This is a genomic window from Jatrophihabitans sp. GAS493 (genome assembly GCF_900230215.1).
Taxonomy (GTDB): Bacteria; Actinomycetota; Actinomycetes; order Mycobacteriales; family Jatrophihabitantaceae; genus MT45.
Window position 1 is genome coordinate 1,236,500 of sequence record NZ_LT907982.1, and the last position, 16,897, is coordinate 1,253,396.

The following is a 16,897-nucleotide window of genomic DNA, read 5'->3' on the forward strand; positions in this document are numbered from 1 at the left end:
CTCGTTCGATCGAAAGAGCGACCGGCAGTTCGCTGCGGTCGCTGCAGATTCCGCGCAATTGCTTCCCGATGCCGTCAGGTCTGGTCAGGCCTGACGGCATCGTTGTGTCTGCACCCAGGGCACTGCGTGACTTGGTACGTGGGTGAGAGCCACCTCACCGTCCTCGGCGCAGTTTGCGGAATAATGCCGCCAGGTAGATGCTTGCTACATACATGCAGTTGCATGCGTCAAGCAATTCTCCGAGGCGAGGTGTCCAATGACTGAATCGATGACGGCCCCATCAGTGACGGCCCCGGTCCGCGCCTCGGGTCCTGCTGCAGCCGAGACTGAGGTGTCACCGTCGATGGCGGCGATCGAGCCGCTCACCCGCAGTTTCGGGCAGGTGATGCGCAGCGCCGGCCGGATGAAGCACCAGATCATGACGGCGGCCCGATCCGAAGTCGAGTTCTCGGCCTACATACTCATCGCCACGCTCATGAACGACGGTCCGATGCGCGCTAGCGCGCTGGCCGAGCTGGTGCACTCCGACCCGTCCACCGTGAGCCGCCAGGTCGCAGGTCTGATCAAGGACGGACTGGTCGAGCGTCAGATCGATCCCCGCGACGGCCGGGCCAGCCTGCTCGCGGCGACCGAGCGCGGACGGGGTGTCTGTGACAAGCACGCCCGTATCCGCAACACCCGTTTTCAGGCCATGCTCGAAGGCTGGACCGACGAGGAGTGCCTGCAGTTCAGCGACTATCTCGACCGTCTCTCGGCCGCCTTCGAACTCCGCGGCCCCACATTTGTTGCCGAAGCCGCCCGATCGGCGAGCTCGGCACCGCTACAAGACGATGCGCCGACAGCGCACCCGTCGGAACTCGAGGAGAACTAATGTCATCCGCTACCGCTACCCCCGAGGTGGCAGCTCCGCCGTCCGGTGAGCTCTCGCATCGGCAGGTGATGACCATCCTCAGCGGCCTGCTGCTGGGTATGTTCCTCGCCGCGCTCGATCAGAACATCGTGTCGACGGCTATCCGCACCATCGGTGACGACCTGCATGGCCTCAATGTCCAGGCCTGGGTCACCACCGCCTTCCTCATCACCTCGACCATCTCGACGTTGGTGTACGGCAAGCTGAGTGACATCTACGGCCGCAAGCCGTTGTTCATGGTTGCGATCACGATCTTCGTGACCGGGTCCGCGCTGTGTGGACTCGCGACCTCGATGTACATGCTCGCCGCGTTCCGCGCCTTCCAGGGCCTCGGCGCCGGTGGTCTCTTCTCGCTGGCGCTGGCCATTCTGGCCGACATCGTCTCGCCGAAGGATCGCCCGAAGTACATGGGTTACTTCATGGCCACCTTCGCGACCTCGAGCGTCCTCGGCCCGGTCGTCGGCGGGTTCCTCTCCGGCCAGTCCAGCATCTTCGGCATCGCCGGCTGGCGCTGGATCTTCTGGGTCAACGTGCCGATCGGCATCGTTGCGCTGACTGTCGTCGCCAAGGTACTGAAGATGCCTTTCGTCCGCCGCGAATCCCGCATCGACTGGTGGGGCGCCGGCACGATCATCGTTGGTCTGGTGCCGCTGCTCATCGTGGCCGAGCAGGGTCGCGAATGGGGCTGGGGCTCGGGCTGGGCGCTGGCCTGCTACCTGGTCGGGGTGCTCGGACTCGTCGCCTTCGTCTTCGCCGAGCGCATGATGGGCGAGGACGCCCTCATTCCGCTTCGTCTGTTCAAGGGACGCACCTTCTCCATCGGGGCAACCCAGTCCACGCTGCTCGGTGTCGGGATGTTCGGCGGTATCGCCTCGATCCCGCTGTACCTGCAGATCGTCAAGGGTGCCTCGCCGACGCAGGCCGGGCTGCTGATCCTGCCGCTGGTGGCGGGCATCATGGTCTCGGCGCTCGCCGCCGGCCAGATCACGTCACGTACCGGCCGCTACAAGATCTTCCCGGTCATCGGCTCGATCGCCCTCGTCGCCGCGATGCTGCTGCTCACGACGGTCGGCGCCGACACCACGCTGTGGATCACTGACCTGTACATGCTGCTCTTCGGTGTCGGTCTGGGCCTGAACATGCAGACGATCGTGCTGGCCATGCAGAACTCGGTACCGCCGCGCGACATCGGTGTCACCACTTCGTCCAGCACGTTCTTCCGTCAGGTCGGTGGCACGCTGGGTGCCGCGATCTTCCTGTCGATTCTCTTCAGCACCGCCCCGGCGAAGATCGCCGCGCAGTACAAGGAGGCGGCGACCGACCCGGCCTTCCAGGCTGCGGCGCAGGCCCACCCGGACCAGGTCAAGGCGATCATGTCGGGAACGGGAAGCCTGTCTGACACGGCATTCCTCAACCACCTCGACTCCGCGCTGGCCCACCCGTTCCTGGTCGGCTTCTCCAACGCGATGGACCTGGTCTTCCTGGTCGGCGCCATCGTCCTGGTCTTCGCGGTGATCGTGGTGAGCTTCCTGAAGGAGGTTCCGCTGCGCACGATGTCCGGAGCGCAGGCCGCTCGCGCCGAGGAGCAGATCGCCGCGGAGCTCGCCAGCACCGTCGCTCCCGAGGATCGAATGGCCGTCATCGACGCCGCGCTGCAGGCCGAGGAGGAGCAGCTCGAAGCCCTCGCCGCCACCACCGGTGCCGACCCGGGTGGAGCCACCCACAAGTAGTACCTCTCAGTAGTACCTCTCAGCGATTGGGGAGTTTTCGGTCCGGAATCCGGACTGGGAACTCCCCATTTCGCGTTGGTGTGAATATTGGTTTGCCTGGCTAATAGTTGTGTCGCTACAATCGATTTCGTGAGCATCCGAAACTTCGTGACCATCCGGAACGCTGTGCCGAGCCCGAGTTCGCGATGACCGAGTTGACCGCCGGGCGCCGCCGGCTGGTGCTGGCCATCTGCTGTATGAGCCTGCTCATCGTCGGCATGGACGCCACCATCGTGAACGTCGCGCTGCCGTCCATCCGCACCGATCTGAACGCCTCCGTCGCCGGCCTGCAGTGGACGATCGACGCGTACACCGTGGTGCTGGCCAGTCTGCTCATCCTCTCCGGATCGACCGCCGACCGACTGGGGCGCCGGCGGGTCTTCCAGTTCGGCCTGGTGCTCTTCACCCTCGGGTCGCTGCTGTGCAGTGTGGCCCCGGGCCTCGGTTGGCTGATCGCCTTCCGGATGGTCCAGGCGGCCGGCGGATCGATGCTCAACCCGGTTGCCATGTCGATCATCACCAACGTCTTCACCGATCCCCGCGAGCGGGCGCGCGCCATCGGCGTCTGGGGCGGGGTCGTCGGCATCAGTCTCGGCCTCGGCCCGGTGGTCGGCGGTCTGCTGATCCAGGTGATCGATTGGCGAGCAATCTTCTGGGTGAACGTCCCGATCGGCGTGGCCGCCTTCATCCTGGCCGCGATCTTCATCCCGGAGTCGAAGGCACTGCGCCCACGCCGCGTCGATGCGATCGGGCAGGTGCTGGTGATTGTCCTGCTGGCGAGCGTCACCTATGCCATCATCGAGGCGCCCCGGGCCGGGTTCCGTTCGGCCGAGATCCTTGGCTTCCTGGGGCTGGCGGTGATCGCGCTCGTCGGCCTGCTCATCTACGAGCCGCGACGGACCGACCCGCTCATCGAACTCCGCTTCTTCCGTAGTGCCCCGTTCAGCGGCGCCACCCTCATCGCGGTCTGCGGCTTCGGTGCCTTCAGCGGCTTCCTCTTCCTGAATACCCTTTACCTACAGGACGTCCGTGGCTATTCAGCATTCGCCGCCGGCCTGTGCACGCTGCCGATGGCGCTGATGGCGACGATCTTCGCGCCCATCTCCGGACGGGTCGTCGGCGCGCGGGGTCCCCGGCCATCGCTACTCATCGCCGGCGTGGCGATGATCCTCGGGGCGTTGATGCTCACCGGGATCACCGCCGCGACGCCGCTGTGGTGGCTGCTGGCCAGTTACTTCGTCTTCTCCTTCGGCTTCGGTTGGCTCAACGCGCCGATCACCAACACCGCGGTCTCCGGCATGCCGCGTGAACAGGCCGGGGTCGCCGCCGGAATCGCCTCGACCAGCCGCCAGGTCGGCGCCACGCTCGGGGTCGCCATCGTCGGCGCGGTGGTCGCCTCCGGCGTGCACGCGTCCATGCAGGGCGAGTTCGTCCAGGCCAGTCACGCCGCGTGGTGGATCGTCGTGGCCGGCGGGCTGGGGGTGCTGGTGATCGGCGCGCTCAGCTCCAGTGAGTGGGCTCGTGGCACCGCGGCCAAGCTGGTGGACGAGGAGCGGCGGGAGAACGCCCTCGCCGCCGCCGGCGCGTCGACGGGATGAGTGAGCCGGTGAACGGCACTGAATCTGCGGTGACGGCCGCGGCGGCCGCGTTTGCCGTGATGCGCAATCTGGTGCTCGACGGCAACGACGCCCGGGCCCGGGTCGCCGAGGAACTCGGTATGAGCTTCGGCCGCGCGAAGGCGCTGCGCCGCCTGGCCCATCAGCCGGCGCGGCTGCGCGACCTGGCCGTCGCGCTGGCTATCGACGCGCCCTACACGACGGTCATCGTCGACGACCTGGAGCAGCGGGGTCTGGTTGAGCGGAGGGTGGATCCGGCCGATCGGCGCTGCCGGCTGGTGAGTGTCACCCCGGCCGGGGCCCAGTTGGCTGCTCGGGCCGACGAGATCCTCAGCACCCCACCACCGGCGCTGCGCTCGCTGCCCGCGACGGAGCTGGCCGAGCTGGCCCGAATTCTGAGCCGCATTCCGTCTGCGTAAAGACCAAGGCCCGCGTCAAACAAAGGCGACCCGTCCGCTGGGCTGGCGGCCCCGTCTGCCTTTGCGCTGGAGCGCGGCAGATCATGGCCCCAAACTGCTGCCTGTCTAAGGATCTCTAGCCGCGCGCCGATACAGAACATGTGACCGAGACGGATCTCGGTCGAGATAGGCAAGGAGAGCCTAGTTGTGTACACGCATGCCTCGAGACCGAATGGGAAGTCGCCCCGGACGCTCCGGCGTCTCGGCCTGCTCTCTCTGGTTGCTGGACTGGGTGTAACCAACCTGTTGGTGCTAGCGACCAGTGGCCCGTCGGGCGGTGTGGTGGCCCATCGGGTCTCCGCGCTGAGTGCCCGGCAGGCCACGGTTGCACCGACCACTTCGGTGCCGATCTCGGTGCCATCGGCCAATGATTCATTGACGTTCAGCGCATCAGCGAGCCCGTTCGGCGACTCCTCCACGGCGCCGGTTGTACCCATCGCGCCGCTGGCCGGCCCGTCTCCGGCAACCGATGCAGCCGACCGGACCGCGCCCCAGGTACGGCCGGCCTCACTCGTGCAGGTACTCCCCACGATCAAGCAAGTGGCGAAGCCCACCGCGAAGAAGACCGCGAAGAAGACCGTGAAGAAGGCGGCAAAGCCGACGGCGAAGAAGGCGGCGAAGAAGGCCGTCAAGAAGGTCGTGAAGAAGGTCGTCAAGAAGGTCGTCAAGAAGCCGGCCAAGAAGGCCGTGGCGAAGCCGGCCGTGCGCAGGTCAGCCGTCCCGGCCTACACATCGTGGGCCGCGTTGAATTCGGCGATCGCGCGGATCCCGAACCTGCACCCACAGTGGGTCCACTTCGTGGTCGCCGACAAGGGCGCCTGGGGGGCGACGAATCTCAGTACCGGGACGGTCTACATAGCGCCGCGCGCCCCGGTGGCCTACCTCTACTCGATCGTCGTGCACGAGTACGCGCACGTGATTCAGGGGCGCCTCTACGGAAACATGTCCCGGGCGATCGCCGGACTGCGAGCGCGCTTCGGTAATGCCGGCGAGCGCACGATCGAGTACGCGGCCGACTGCGTCGCCCGGTTGGAGGGCGCGACCTGGACGAACTACACGGCGTGCACCAATCCGGCTTGGCGCCGCGCAGCGGCGGCCCTGCTCAGCCTGCGCCGACCCTGAGCGGCCGCGCTTCTCGCCAGTTCTGGTGGCCAGGGGCGGGATCGAACCGCCGACCCTCCGCTTTTCAGGCGGATGCTCGTACCATCTGAGCTACCTGGCCGCGCTCAACGTTGCGTTGGCCGCGCTCCGGGCGGGCCGGGCGGAGCCATTCAGGCGTTGAACCTGTCAGAGTCTAGCCGAGACTTCCGCGTCATATCGCCGCAGGACCAGCGAGGCCACCTCCGGGTGAGCCCCGATAACCGGCGCCACCGGGGCCAGGCCGCTGCAGACCGCCTGTAATCGGGTGAAGAAGAAGCCCTCGGCGAGCAGATAGGTGGCCACCACGGGCTGATCCAGCGCCGCCACGGCGGCCGCCAACCCCTCACCCAGGGTCAGCCCGTGAACCGGCAGGCCGGTCACCGCCTCGAGATCCGCGGCCGCGGCGGTGAGGTCGTCGGCGGCGGCCGGGATGGTCGAGCCGCCGGCGACCAGCGCGATCGACCTCGGCGATTGGCTCGTCTCGGCCTGCTGCAGGCGCGTCGACAGGGCTTGACTGAGCCCGCGATCGGGCCCGAGATGCCCGGTGACCGAGACCCCGGGGTGGCCGGCCACGATCGCCGGGATGTCTTTGAGGACGTGATAGCCGGTGGAGAGGAGCATCGGCACGACCACCGCCTCTGGGTGCTCGGCCAGGGTGCTCTCCAGGTCGGGCTGCAGCACGTCGAGGAAGCAGAGCGACAGGCCGAGGTCGGGCCGCTGCGTCAGGATGAGGTCGACCAGCCGCCTGATCGTCGCCTGCCCAGCCAGCGACGCGGTGCCGTGCGCGGCGGCGACGAGGGTAGGGCCCGACATCGGTCCAGCCTACCGACGGCGCGCGGCCCTCCGTGGGGCCCCAGTCGGGGCTTCTGCGCCGCGGGTCGAAATTCACTACCGGCCGGCGGGTAACTTCGTGCTGTGAGTTCAACACTGGTGGCCCGCGGCCTGGCGGCCGGTTTCGGGGCCCGGCAACTCTTCTCCGAGCTTGACCTCGTCGTCGCCCCAGGCGACGTCATCGGGCTGGTCGGGGCGAACGGCGCCGGCAAGTCGACACTGCTGCGCATCCTCTCCGGGCTCATCCCCCCGGAGGAGGGCAGCGTCTCGCTCAACCCGTCGACGGCGACGATCGGCTATCTGACGCAGGAGCAGGAGCGGCTGCCCGGGGAGACGGTGCGTGAGTTCCTCACCCGCCGAGTCGGAGTCACCGACGCGACCGTGGCCATGGATGCGGCGGCCGAGGGTCTGGCCGACGGCTCCGACGCCAGCGGCGACGTGTACTCGCAGGCGATGGAGCGCTGGCTGGCCCTCGGCGGCGCCGACGTGGACGACCGGATCCCGGCCGTGGCCGCTGAGGTCGGGCTCGGCGTCGACCTGGATGCCACGATGGCTTCGCTGTCGGGTGGGCAGGCGGCCCGGGCCGGCCTCGCGGTGCTGCTGCTGAGTAGATTCGACATATTTCTGCTGGACGAGCCGACCAACGACCTGGATCTGGACGGGCTGGATCGCCTTGAGCGGTTCGTGCAGGGCCTGCGCGGCGCGGCGGTGATCGTCAGTCACGATCGTGAGTTCCTGGCTCGAACCGTGACCTCAGTGCTGGAACTCGACCTGGCCCAGCAGCAGGTGAATCTCTTCGGCGGCGGCTATGACGCCTACCTGGCCGAGCGGGAACTGCTGCGCCAGCACGCCCGCGAGGCCTACGACGAGTACGCCGACAAGCGCTCGGCGCTCGTCGACCGCGCCCAGACGCAGCGAAACTGGATGGCCCAGGGAGTGCGGAACGCCCGTAGAAAGGCGACCGATCCCGACAAGTTCGTGAAGAACTTCCGGGCTGAGTCGTCGGAGAAGCAGGCGGCGAAGGCGCGGCAGACGCAGCGACTTCTGGAGCGGATGGAGGAGGTCGCCGAACCTCGCAAGGAGTGGCAGCTGCAGCTTCAGATCGCGCAGGCGCCCCGGGCGGGCGCGGTGGTGGCCTCCCTGCAGGAGGCCTCGATCCGGCGCGGCGACTTCACCTTCGGCCCCGTCACGGTGCAACTCGACTGGGCGGATCGGGTGATCATCACGGGCCCGAACGGCGGCGGGAAGTCCACGCTGCTCGGATTGCTGCTCGGCCAACTGGTGCCGACGGCCGGCACCGCCGCACTCGGGTCGGGGGTGTTGGTGGGTGAGGTCGATCAGGTTCGTCAGCTTTTTACGGTGCCTTCGCCGCTGATCGATGTCGTCGGGCGCGAGTTGCCGGAACTGGAGACGGCGGATCTCCGCACCCTGCTGGCCAAATTCGGCCTCCGCGCCGACCACGTGAATCGCCCGGCGGCGACCCTCTCGCCGGGGGAGCGGACCCGGGCTTCGCTGGCGTTGCTGCAGGCGAGGGGAGTCAATCTGCTGGTCCTGGACGAGCCGACGAACCACCTCGACCTGCCGGCGATCGAGCAGCTGGAGCAGGCATTGGCTGATTTTCACGGGACGTTGCTACTCGTGACGCACGATCGCCGGATGCTGAGCACGGTATCGACCAATCGCCACTGGCAGGTCGAGGACGGGAAGCTGTCGGAGCAGTAGCCTCACGCCGGTTTGGAGTACGGAGCCGTCGTTGTTGGCTGGGCCTACCCCGCGACCGTCGCTGCGACCGACTTGGTTGGCTTGCCGCCGTGTTGAGGGCCCACTGCGGCGTCGCTCACCAGCTCGTAGCGCGGATTGGCCAGCCCCAAGTGACCGTTGAACTCGCCGACCCGGCCGGTGGCTCGCAGCAGTTGCCCGGGGACGATCCCGGGGATCTGGGTACGGCCGAGGAAGAGCAGCCGCATCCCACCCGACTCGTCGAAGAGCTGCGCCTCCAGCGTCTTGCCGGCCGAGGTGCCGAGCTGCACCATCTTGATCCGGCCCTGCACGGTCACCTTGTCGCGCACCGACGCGTCGGCGATGGCCGTCGTCCCGTCCGGGCGCGGCACGCAGACTCCCCGCATCTGCAGACCACTTTCGATCGCGGGCTCGCCGTAGAGTTCGGCCCGCTGCTGCTCAGTCTCCAGACGGAGCTCCGTGCGGGCATCCAGGGTGGTGTCGAAGGGAACGATCGTCGCCGCCACGTGGGGCAGCCGCCCGACCGCCTCGGCGATCCGGTCGGCCGTGCGATCGTGCAGAAGACGCTGTGAAAGTCGGCGGAAAGTACGTCTAGGCAGCAGTACGGTCACCTCGGCACGATCGTCGACGACGCTGCGGTAGGCCAGCTCGACCGTACCGCGAACCAGACGACGGTCGGAGCATTCGATCACCTGCAACGGCACCTGGATTCCGAGTTCCAGCCACTCCGTCTGCAGCTGGGTCGAGACCTGCTCGTCCACCGAGAGGTGCACCGCCCGGACGTCGGTGGGACGAAGGCTGCCCGCGTAACGCAGCCCACGCATCACCGCGAGATCGAGGCGATCGACCATCACCAGCACGGTGTGCCGGGCGTAGTGCGCCGACTGGGTGGTCCGGTTCGCCGCCGCGGCCGCGGTGACCAACTGCAGGGCCCGGGCCTCCCGTCGGTAGCGCCGGTTGAGCCGCATCAGCACCACCCACATGAGCGGGAAGAGGATGACGACCAGCCAGGCGCCCTCGGTGAACTTGACCACCGCGAAGATGAGCACGACGAAGGCCGAGACGACTCCGCCGGAGAGGTTGATGGCGAACTTCACCCGCCAGTTCTCCTCGCGGTGCGTCCGGTGGTACTTGGCCATGCCGAGACCGGCCATCGTGAATCCGGTGAAGACACCGATGGCATAGAACGGCACCAGCCGGTTGACGTTCGCCCCCACGCCGACCAGCAGGGCGAGCGAGGCGACGGTGAGCACGATGATGCCGTTGCTGAAGGCCAGCCGATGCCCGCGCCGGGTGAGTTGCCGGGGCAGGAAGGAGTCCTCGGCGATGAAGTTGGCCAGGAACGGGAAACCGGTGAAGGGTGTGTTGGCGCCGGTGAAGAGGATCAGTGCGGTGGTGATCTGCACGGCGATGAATCCGACGTGCCCGATCAGCGATCCGCCGAACGCCGCCCGCGCGACCTGGCTGATCACCGTCGGCGAGCCCGTCTCGTACGGCGTCGCGTGCGTTTCGAAGGCGAGATAGGAGATGCCGAGCACCAGACTGCCCAGCAGCAGGCTCATGATCGACAGGGTGCGCCGGGCGTTGACGCCCTCCGGCTTCTTGAAGGCGCTCACCCCGTTGGAGATCGCCTCCAGCCCGGTCAGCGACGAGCCACCGTTGGCGAAGGCACGCAGCAGCACGAAGATGGCCGCGCCGGAGATGATGGAATTGTGCGAGTCGACGATCGGCATCATGCCGTGCGTATCGGTCGCGAACTTGGGTAGATCGCCGAAGATCTCGCGCACAATCCCCACCACGACGACCAACCCGGCCATCCCGATGAAGAGGTAAGTCGGTGCGGCGAAAGCCTTCCCGGCCTCGCGAATGCCGCGCAGGTTGCCGAAGGCCAGCAGCAGGATCACCCCGACGGTGATCGCCAGGCTCGTCGTCTCGCCGTTGAGCGCCGGGACGAGCGAGGTGATGGCGGCGGTTCCGGCGGCTGCCTGCACCGCCACCGTCACGATGTAGTCGATGAGCAGGGCCACCGAGGCGATCTGGGCCACCTTCGGCCCGAAATTCTCCCGGGCCACCACGTAGGAGCCGCCGGCCTTCGTGTAGACCATCACCACCTCTCGGTAGGAGAGGGTCATCAACAGCAGCACCACCAGCACGACCGCGGTGAGCGGCATCAAGATGTGGAAGCCGCTCAGTCCGAAGGCGCCGAGCAGGACCAGCAGCATCTCCTCGGTCCCGTAGGCGGAGGAGGAGATGCAGTCACTGGAGAGAACGCCCAGGGCCGCCTTCTTGGAGAGCTTCTCCTCATGCAGGTTGGCGCTCACCAACGGCGCGCCCAGCAGCCTGCGCTTGATCCGGTAACCGAGGCGCTCGGGCAGCCCCGTGCTGTCGAGATCAGGCCGTGGGTCGGGCCGTGGGCCGGGCCGTGGGTCCGACTGCGGTTCGGTTCGGGTGGCAGCAGTCTCGGAGGTGGAGAGGGTGGCAGTCATCGGGGTGATTGGTCCTAAAATCGTGGCGATCTTCAGCCTCGACGGTAGAACCGCGGAGACCCCGATTGGCCCAATCCTCACGGGCTCCTCACGCAGAGCTTGGTTACCTCGATCACCCCGAGGCGGCTAAGGCTGGTACCGGTACCCCATTCCCGATTCGGTGAGTAGATGACGCGGACGCTGCGGGTCGGCTTCCAGCTTGCGACGCAGTTGGGCCATGTAGATGCGCAGGTAGCTGGCATCGGCCTGCCCGGCCGGCCCGCGGGTCGCGGTGAGCAGCGACTGCCGGCTCACCAGGCGTCCGGGCTGACGCAGCAGGGCCTCCAACAGCGTCCACTCTGTCGGCGTGAGATGCACCGCATCACCGTTGTCGCGGGTGGCTGTCGTCGCCAGCAGGTCGATGGTGACGTCGCCGATGCGGGCCGACCGCTGCTCCTCGGCCCCGTGGCGTCGGATGCTGGCCCGGATGCGCGCCAGCAGTTCAGCCATGCTGAACGGCTTGGTCAGGTAGTCGTCGGCCCCGAGGTCGAGCGCCTCAACCCGAGCTGCGCTCCCCAACCGGCCGGAGAGGACGATGATCGGCACCGCGGAGCGCCGCCGAAACTCCCGGATGAAGTCCAGACCGTCGCGGTCGGGCAGCCCCAGGTCGAGGACGACGACGTCCGGCGCCTCGTCGTTGGCCGCGGCGAGTCCGGCCGTCACCGACCCGGCCTCGGTGACGAGGTACTCCCGCGCGGTGAGGTTCATGCTCATCGCCCGGCGCAGCGACTCGTCGTCCTCGACGAGCAGCACGCCGGTCACGCCGGCTCCCCGTGGCTTCGTTCCGCCGCCGGGTCGTCGCCGAGGCTTTCGTGCGCGCGGCTCAGCGTCACGACGAACGTGGCGCCGCCGCCGGGCGTCTCCTCCACGTCGACGCGGCCCCCCATCGCCTCGGTGAAGCCGCGGGCGATCGCCAGCCCGAGCCCCACGCCGGCTCCGTCGACCGGGGCGTCGTCGGTGCGCTGGAACGGCGCGAAGATCGACTCGTGCGAATCGCGCGGCAACCCGGGGCCGTGGTCGATGATGCTCAGCCGGACGTGCTCGCCCCGCTGTTCGCCGGTCACCTGCGGCGGCCGCTGGGTCGGGGCGTAGCGAAGCGCGTTCTGCAGCAGGTTCGCCACGACCCGCTCCAGCAGTGCGGCGTCGGCCTGCACCGCGGGAAGATCGTCGGGGATGCTCAGCTCGACGGTGCGGCCGGTCGCGACGTGGGCCAGCGCGCCGGAGACCACGTCGTCGAGCCCGACCGGGCCGGCCAGCACCGAGACGGCACCGACCTGCAGCCGCGAGAGGTCGAGCAGGTTCGTCACCAGATCGGTGAGCTGATCCAGGGCCAGGTCGGCTGAGGCCAGCAGTTCCAGGCGATCGTCGTCGCTCCACTGCACGTCGCTGGCCTGCAGGCTCGACACCGCCGCCTTGGCCCGGGCCAGCGGCGCGCGCAGATCGTGGCCGACGGCGTTCAGCAGGGCCGTGCGCTGCTGGTCGTACATCGAGAGGGTGGCGGCCCGGTGCTCGACCCGGGAGACGAGCGTCGAGCGGTGCGCGGCCAGGTAGACGACGCGCGACACCAGGATCGCAACGACCACGAAGACCACGAGGTCGACGACCCCCTGGGCGTCAGCCACGGTCAGCGTGTGCAGCGGCGGGGTGAAGTAGTAGTTCAGTAGCAGCACAGCCGCAACGGCGCTGCCGATCGCCGTCCAGAATCCACCGATCAGGCTGGTCACGACCACGACGAGCAGGTAGAGCGTGACGTCGCTCGGCAGGCTCACCTGCTTGCGCAGCAAAATCAGCACCACGGTCAGGCTGAGGAGCATCAGCGCCGCGAGCAGCGCCCGCCCGGCGTGGCGGCGGGTGGCAAAGCCAACCGGGTCGACCGAGCCAACCGCGTCAACCGGGTCAGCCGAGACCGGCGATTGGCCGGAGCGGGATGGCGAGCTCATTTGAGGGCGACTCTACGACCGTGCGGGCTCGGGCGGAGTAGTTTGTTACGTCGGCGCACTCAGGTGTCGCGAGGCGGTGCGAATGCCGCACCAAATACGATGCTGTGCCTAAAGCGATGCTGTGCCTAGGACGATGCTGCCGCCAGTAGAAACTGTGCGACCCCGACGGGACTCGAACCCGCGACCTCCGCCGTGACAGGGCGGCGCGCTAACCAACTGCGCTACGGGGCCTCGTGGAACCTGACTGTTCAGGCTCGCGAAACCATCTTACGAAACTTGCGAACATCTGCGTGCAAGCAAAGCTCAACCTTGCACACTGTACTGCGTACCCCCAACGGGATTCGAACCCGTGCTACCGCCGTGAAAGGGCGGCGTCCTGGGCCACTAGACGATGGGGGCCCTGACTTGCTCAGAAACCACGACTCGGTCTTGGGTGATGCACGATTCAAGACTGGGCCGGAGCAACCCTACGATCCTAGCCCCCTTCGAAGGCTGCTTCAGCATAGGGGACAACCGGTCATACCTCCAAAGCGAGGCGGTGTGACCTGCGGCCGGTTGCTCAGCGCAGGGCGATCGCCCGAATCTCACCGACCGGCAGGCCGCCGCCGAGTAGCGGGACGCGCTCCAGCTCGTCCAGTACGGCCGCCTCCACTCCGGCCAGCCGTAGTGCCGTCACCACGGCGCGATCAGCGGCCCGTGGTGCGCCGTCGTCGATCTTCAGTGCGATCGCCGTGCCGTCCGGCAGTGCCGCTGCGAAGATCGCCTCGGCACCGTCCTTGGCGATCAGCGCCGGGATGCCTTCCATCAGCCGGGTCGCCGACCGGCCGGTGCCGGCGATCAGGTCCGGTCGGCTGCGAATCGCCTCGGCGACGCGGTACTCGGGCGAGTCGCTCGCGGCGGTGGCGATCCGAGCGAAGGCGCGGGCGACCGCGACCAGACTCAACGCGAAGACGGGCGCCCCGCAGCCGTCGACCCCGACGCCGGCGATCGGCTCACCGGCCAACTCGGCAACGGTCTCGGCCAGGGCGACCTGCAGCGGATGGGCCGGGTCGAGGTACCCCTCCAGCGGCCAGCCGTGCTGCTGGCAGGTCAGCAACATTGCACTGTGTTTTCCTGAACAATTCATCCGGATGCGGGTCGGGCCGCCCCCACTGATCAGCCACTCGTCGTGCGCCGCCTCGCCGAGCGGCCAGTCCGGCGGGCAGCCGAGGTCGTCGGGGGTGAGGCCGCCGAGACCCAGTATCTGCTCCACCTGTTCGACGTGCTTGGCCTCGCCCGAGTGAGACGCGCTGCTCAGGGCCCGATGCGGCGTCGTCAGCTCCAGCCCCAATCGCTGTAGCCCGGCCGCCTGCATCGGTTTGTTGGCCGACCGGGGGAAGAACGGCTGGGTCGGATCGCCGAAGGCTGCTCGCACCGATCCGTCCGGCGCCAGGACGACCAGGTGCCCGGTGTGGACGGACTCGACGACTCCGGAGCGTTCGACCTCGACCAGGGGGACGCCGGATGAGAGACGGATCATGCGGCCAACCCTAGAGCTTGGGGCCTATCGGTGGGCTGGCGCGGCCGACTCGCTGCGCGGCCGGCTCACTTGCGCGGACGCATCCCGAGCAGGCGCACACCGTGCGGCTCGTTGGGCAGTATCGCGGTGATCCAGCCGCCGAGGCGTCCGTGCTCGAGGAGGTCGGCGATCGAGTCGCGCAGCTCCACCGGCTCGAACTCGCGGTGCTCCCAGTCGATGCGGGCGTCGTGGCCGGCGATCGCCAGCTCCAACACCGACCCGTCGTTGGCCAGGGTCTCGCGGGCCGCGGTGAGGTGAGCGATGGCGTCGTCCAGGGCGGTCACCAACGACGGGTTGCCGTCGCACCAGGTCGCGACCAGCTCCGGGCGGGTGCGGGCCACCCGGGAGCCGGACATGTAGGAACCGGCCGCCAAACTAAGGCCGAGCGGGCCGCCGGCGAGCCCGGTGAGGGCCAGTGCCTCGGCCAGCACATGCGGCAGTCCGATAACCCGGGCGATCGCGGCGTCATGGGCGGCGACGGTGGTGGGTACCGGCTTGGCGCCGAGATCGCAGATGAGTTCGGCCAGCCGCAGCCACGTCTCGATCTCGGTGTCGAACTCCAGCGTCAGGGCCCAGGGGGCGCTGCGGAAGAGCAGCGGGTCGGCGGCCGCGAAGCCGCTCTCCTCGGTTCCGGCCAGTGGGTGGCCGCCGACGAAGTGTGAGTCGGGGAGGAACTTGCGGACCAGCTCGTGGACGGGCGCCTTCAGGGTGCCGACGTCGGTGACCACAGCATCCGCCGCGATGGCCGGGGCGATCGCGGCGAGCGCCTCCGGCATCTGCGTCAGCGGCATCGCCAGCAGCACCAGGTCGGCGTCGCGGACCGCTTCGGCCTCATTGGCGGCGACCTCGAAACCGGCCATCCGGGCGGCTTCGGCGTTGGTCTCGTCGGGGTCGAACCCGACCACGTTCACCCCGCCGCCGCCGGCGGCCCGCAGCATCGAGCCGCCGATCAAGCCCAGACCGAGCACGGCGAACCGGCTGAATCGAGGCGTCGCGCGGGACGTCGAATCGTCGGCGCTACGCGCAGGGGTGTACGAGCTCATCGACGAACGGTATCGCTGCCCGTGCGGGACTAGAGACTTAGGTACGGAACGTGCCAAGATCGAGACGTTCTTGATACCGGAGCAGCCGAGATCGGGCCAGCACTACCATCGTGACGACCCGCACGACTAGGTTAATACAGCACGACCTGCCACAACCCATGCAACACGGGCGTTCTCGAGCATTTACGACGGCCCGCAAACCGCAAGATTGGTGCACGCCATGCCTGGAACCGGATTCGCTGTCGCGGCCTACCGCGACGGCGGGCAGTGGCAGTGCTCCATGCTGCCGCCGACAGTGCTCGACGATCTTGGTGTGTTGATTGCTGCGCTGCGCTCCCAGCCGGCCGAGGGTGGCCCGTTCGTGGTGGCCAGCGTGGACGACGAGTTCTTTCTGATCGCGCGGTCGGATGGTGTGCGGATCTCGTTGCTGCTCAGCGACATGACGGCCTCGGTGGAGTACCCGCTGGCCGCCCAGGTTCTGGAGCGTCTCGGCGAGGACCCGCCGGAGGATGATGAGCTCGACGAGGTGTGGCCGATCGGCGACCTGGATCTCTTCTCCGACCTGAAGCTGCAGGAAGAGGAGCTCGAGCAGATCCTGGAAGATCCGGATGCCTACCCGGACGAGATGCTGGAGGCGATCGTCGAGGCCATCGGCCTCGAGGACGAGTACGCCGCGGCGACTCGCTCCGTGCGCCACTGACCGGAGTTCGCCCGTGAATATCGACGAGGCGATGGTGGCGGCCCTGGCCCGGGCCGAAGCGGCGGCGGTGATCGGCGAGGTGCCGATCGGCGCGGTGGTGCTGGACCCGTCCGGGGTGCCGGTGGCCGAGGCGCACAACGAGCGCGGCCTGCTCACCGATCCGACGGCGCACGCGGAGATCCTGGCCCTGCGCCGGGCCGGCGAGGCCCTCGGTTCCTGGCACCTGGAGGGGTGCACGCTGGTCGTCACGCTGGAGCCCTGCTCGATGTGTGCCGGCGCGGTGGTGCTGGCCCGGGTCAAGCGACTGGTCTTCGGTGCGTGGGATCCGAAGGCGGGCGCGGTGGGGTCGCTGTGGGACGTGGTCCGTGACCGACGTCTGAACCACCGGCCGGAGGTTATCGGCGGTCTGCGCGAGGAGGAGTGCTCCACGCTGCTGGAGAAGTTCTTCCTAGATCGTCGCGACCAGCACTGATCACTCATTTATGAGTGGCCCCGGCGCTGCTGTAGTCTCATCGACGGTGGCGTGTCCGAGCGGCCGAAGGAGCACGACTCGAAATCGTGTGAGGTTAATCCCTCCGTGGGTTCAAATCCCACCGCCACCGCCACAAAATCCCCGGAACTGCTGGGCTTCACGCCTGATGCTGCCGGGGATTTTTGGATCCCAAAT

Annotated in this window: 14 protein-coding genes and 4 tRNA genes; 9 read left to right on the plus strand and 9 right to left on the minus strand. The window is 68.1% G+C overall.

Translation table 11 applies throughout. The features are described from left to right. Nucleotides 1–256 precede the first annotated feature (256 nt). The 5 genes from CPH63_RS05640 to CPH63_RS05660 all read left to right on the plus strand — a co-directional run bounded on the left by CPH63_RS05640 (nucleotide 257) and on the right by CPH63_RS05660 (nucleotide 5,875). Nucleotides 257–871, plus strand: coding sequence for a MarR family winged helix-turn-helix transcriptional regulator (locus CPH63_RS05640; protein WP_096301946.1), 615 nt, complete (start codon nucleotides 257–259; stop codon nucleotides 869–871). Then, on the plus strand, nucleotides 871–2,640 hold the full coding sequence (locus CPH63_RS05645; RefSeq protein ID WP_096301947.1) for an MDR family MFS transporter: 1,770 nt from the start codon (nucleotides 871–873) through the stop codon (nucleotides 2,638–2,640). Before CPH63_RS05640 ends, CPH63_RS05645 begins: the two co-directional genes overlap by 1 nt. Before the next feature lie 185 nt (nucleotides 2,641–2,825). Then, complete coding sequence (locus CPH63_RS05650) at nucleotides 2,826–4,277, plus strand: MFS transporter (protein WP_096304971.1); 1,452 nt, start codon at nucleotides 2,826–2,828, stop codon at nucleotides 4,275–4,277. Nucleotides 4,278–4,285: 8 nt separating this feature from the next. Next, nucleotides 4,286–4,714, plus strand: a complete 429-nt coding sequence (locus CPH63_RS05655) for a MarR family winged helix-turn-helix transcriptional regulator (RefSeq protein ID WP_197704590.1) — start codon at nucleotides 4,286–4,288, stop codon at nucleotides 4,712–4,714. A 186-nt stretch (nucleotides 4,715–4,900) separates the two neighbouring features. Further along, on the plus strand, nucleotides 4,901–5,875 hold the full coding sequence (locus CPH63_RS05660; protein ID WP_157749311.1) for a hypothetical protein: 975 nt from the start codon (nucleotides 4,901–4,903) through the stop codon (nucleotides 5,873–5,875). Between the two features lie 23 nt (nucleotides 5,876–5,898). Here CPH63_RS05660 and CPH63_RS05665 read toward each other — a convergent pair. Together CPH63_RS05665 and CPH63_RS05670 are read right to left on the minus strand one after the other, a co-directional pair. After that, nucleotides 5,899–5,975, minus strand: a tRNA-Phe gene (locus tag CPH63_RS05665). Nucleotides 5,976–6,040: 65 nt separating this feature from the next. Continuing rightward, nucleotides 6,041–6,706 carry a sirohydrochlorin chelatase gene (locus tag CPH63_RS05670; RefSeq protein ID WP_096301949.1) on the minus strand — a complete coding sequence of 222 codons (666 nt, stop codon included), beginning with the start codon at nucleotides 6,704–6,706 and terminating at the stop codon, nucleotides 6,041–6,043. 102 nt (nucleotides 6,707–6,808) lie between these two features. Between CPH63_RS05670 and CPH63_RS05675 the strand changes: the two genes are divergently transcribed. Next, nucleotides 6,809–8,446 carry an ABC-F family ATP-binding cassette domain-containing protein gene (locus CPH63_RS05675; protein ID WP_096301950.1) on the plus strand — a complete coding sequence of 546 codons (1,638 nt, stop codon included), beginning with the start codon at nucleotides 6,809–6,811 and terminating at the stop codon, nucleotides 8,444–8,446. Between the two features lie 44 nt (nucleotides 8,447–8,490). On the opposite strand, the gene CPH63_RS05680 is transcribed toward CPH63_RS05675, so the two are convergent. The 7 genes from CPH63_RS05680 to CPH63_RS05710 all read right to left on the minus strand — a co-directional run bounded on the left by CPH63_RS05680 (nucleotide 8,491) and on the right by CPH63_RS05710 (nucleotide 15,530). Further along, entirely contained in the window at nucleotides 8,491–10,950 is a 2,460-nt protein-coding gene (locus CPH63_RS05680) for an amino acid permease (protein ID WP_096301951.1), read from the minus strand. Between the two features lie 126 nt (nucleotides 10,951–11,076). After that, nucleotides 11,077–11,751: a response regulator gene (locus CPH63_RS05685; protein ID WP_096301952.1), complete on the minus strand. Its 675-nt coding sequence runs from the start codon at nucleotides 11,749–11,751 to the stop codon at nucleotides 11,077–11,079. After that, on the minus strand, nucleotides 11,748–12,929 hold the full coding sequence (locus CPH63_RS05690; protein ID WP_096301953.1) for an ATP-binding protein: 1,182 nt from the start codon (nucleotides 12,927–12,929) through the stop codon (nucleotides 11,748–11,750). The genes CPH63_RS05685 and CPH63_RS05690 overlap by 4 nt, the downstream gene beginning before the upstream one ends. 157 nt (nucleotides 12,930–13,086) lie before the next feature. Then, nucleotides 13,087–13,160 (minus strand) — tRNA-Asp (locus CPH63_RS05695). A 95-nt stretch (nucleotides 13,161–13,255) separates the two neighbouring features. Continuing rightward, nucleotides 13,256–13,328 (minus strand) — tRNA-Glu (locus CPH63_RS05700). Between the two features lie 160 nt (nucleotides 13,329–13,488). Further along, nucleotides 13,489–14,448, minus strand: a complete 960-nt coding sequence (locus CPH63_RS05705) for an asparaginase (RefSeq protein WP_096301954.1) — start codon at nucleotides 14,446–14,448, stop codon at nucleotides 13,489–13,491. Nucleotides 14,449–14,513: 65 nt separating this feature from the next. Next, entirely contained in the window at nucleotides 14,514–15,530 is a 1,017-nt protein-coding gene (locus tag CPH63_RS05710; protein WP_096301955.1) for a prephenate dehydrogenase/arogenate dehydrogenase family protein, read from the minus strand. A gap of 220 nt (nucleotides 15,531–15,750) precedes the next feature. Between CPH63_RS05710 and CPH63_RS05715 the strand changes: the two genes are divergently transcribed. The 3 genes from CPH63_RS05715 (at nucleotide 15,751) to CPH63_RS05725 (ending at nucleotide 16,835) form a co-directional block, all read left to right on the plus strand. After that, nucleotides 15,751–16,230: a tRNA adenosine deaminase-associated protein gene (locus CPH63_RS05715; protein WP_096301956.1), complete on the plus strand. Its 480-nt coding sequence runs from the start codon at nucleotides 15,751–15,753 to the stop codon at nucleotides 16,228–16,230. A 31-nt stretch (nucleotides 16,231–16,261) separates the two neighbouring features. Continuing rightward, complete coding sequence (tadA, locus tag CPH63_RS05720) at nucleotides 16,262–16,702, plus strand: tRNA adenosine(34) deaminase TadA (protein WP_096304973.1); 441 nt, start codon at nucleotides 16,262–16,264, stop codon at nucleotides 16,700–16,702. Nucleotides 16,703–16,747: 45 nt separating this feature from the next. Further along, nucleotides 16,748–16,835: transfer RNA gene (locus CPH63_RS05725), tRNA-Ser, on the plus strand. Nucleotides 16,836–16,897 lie beyond the last annotated feature (62 nt).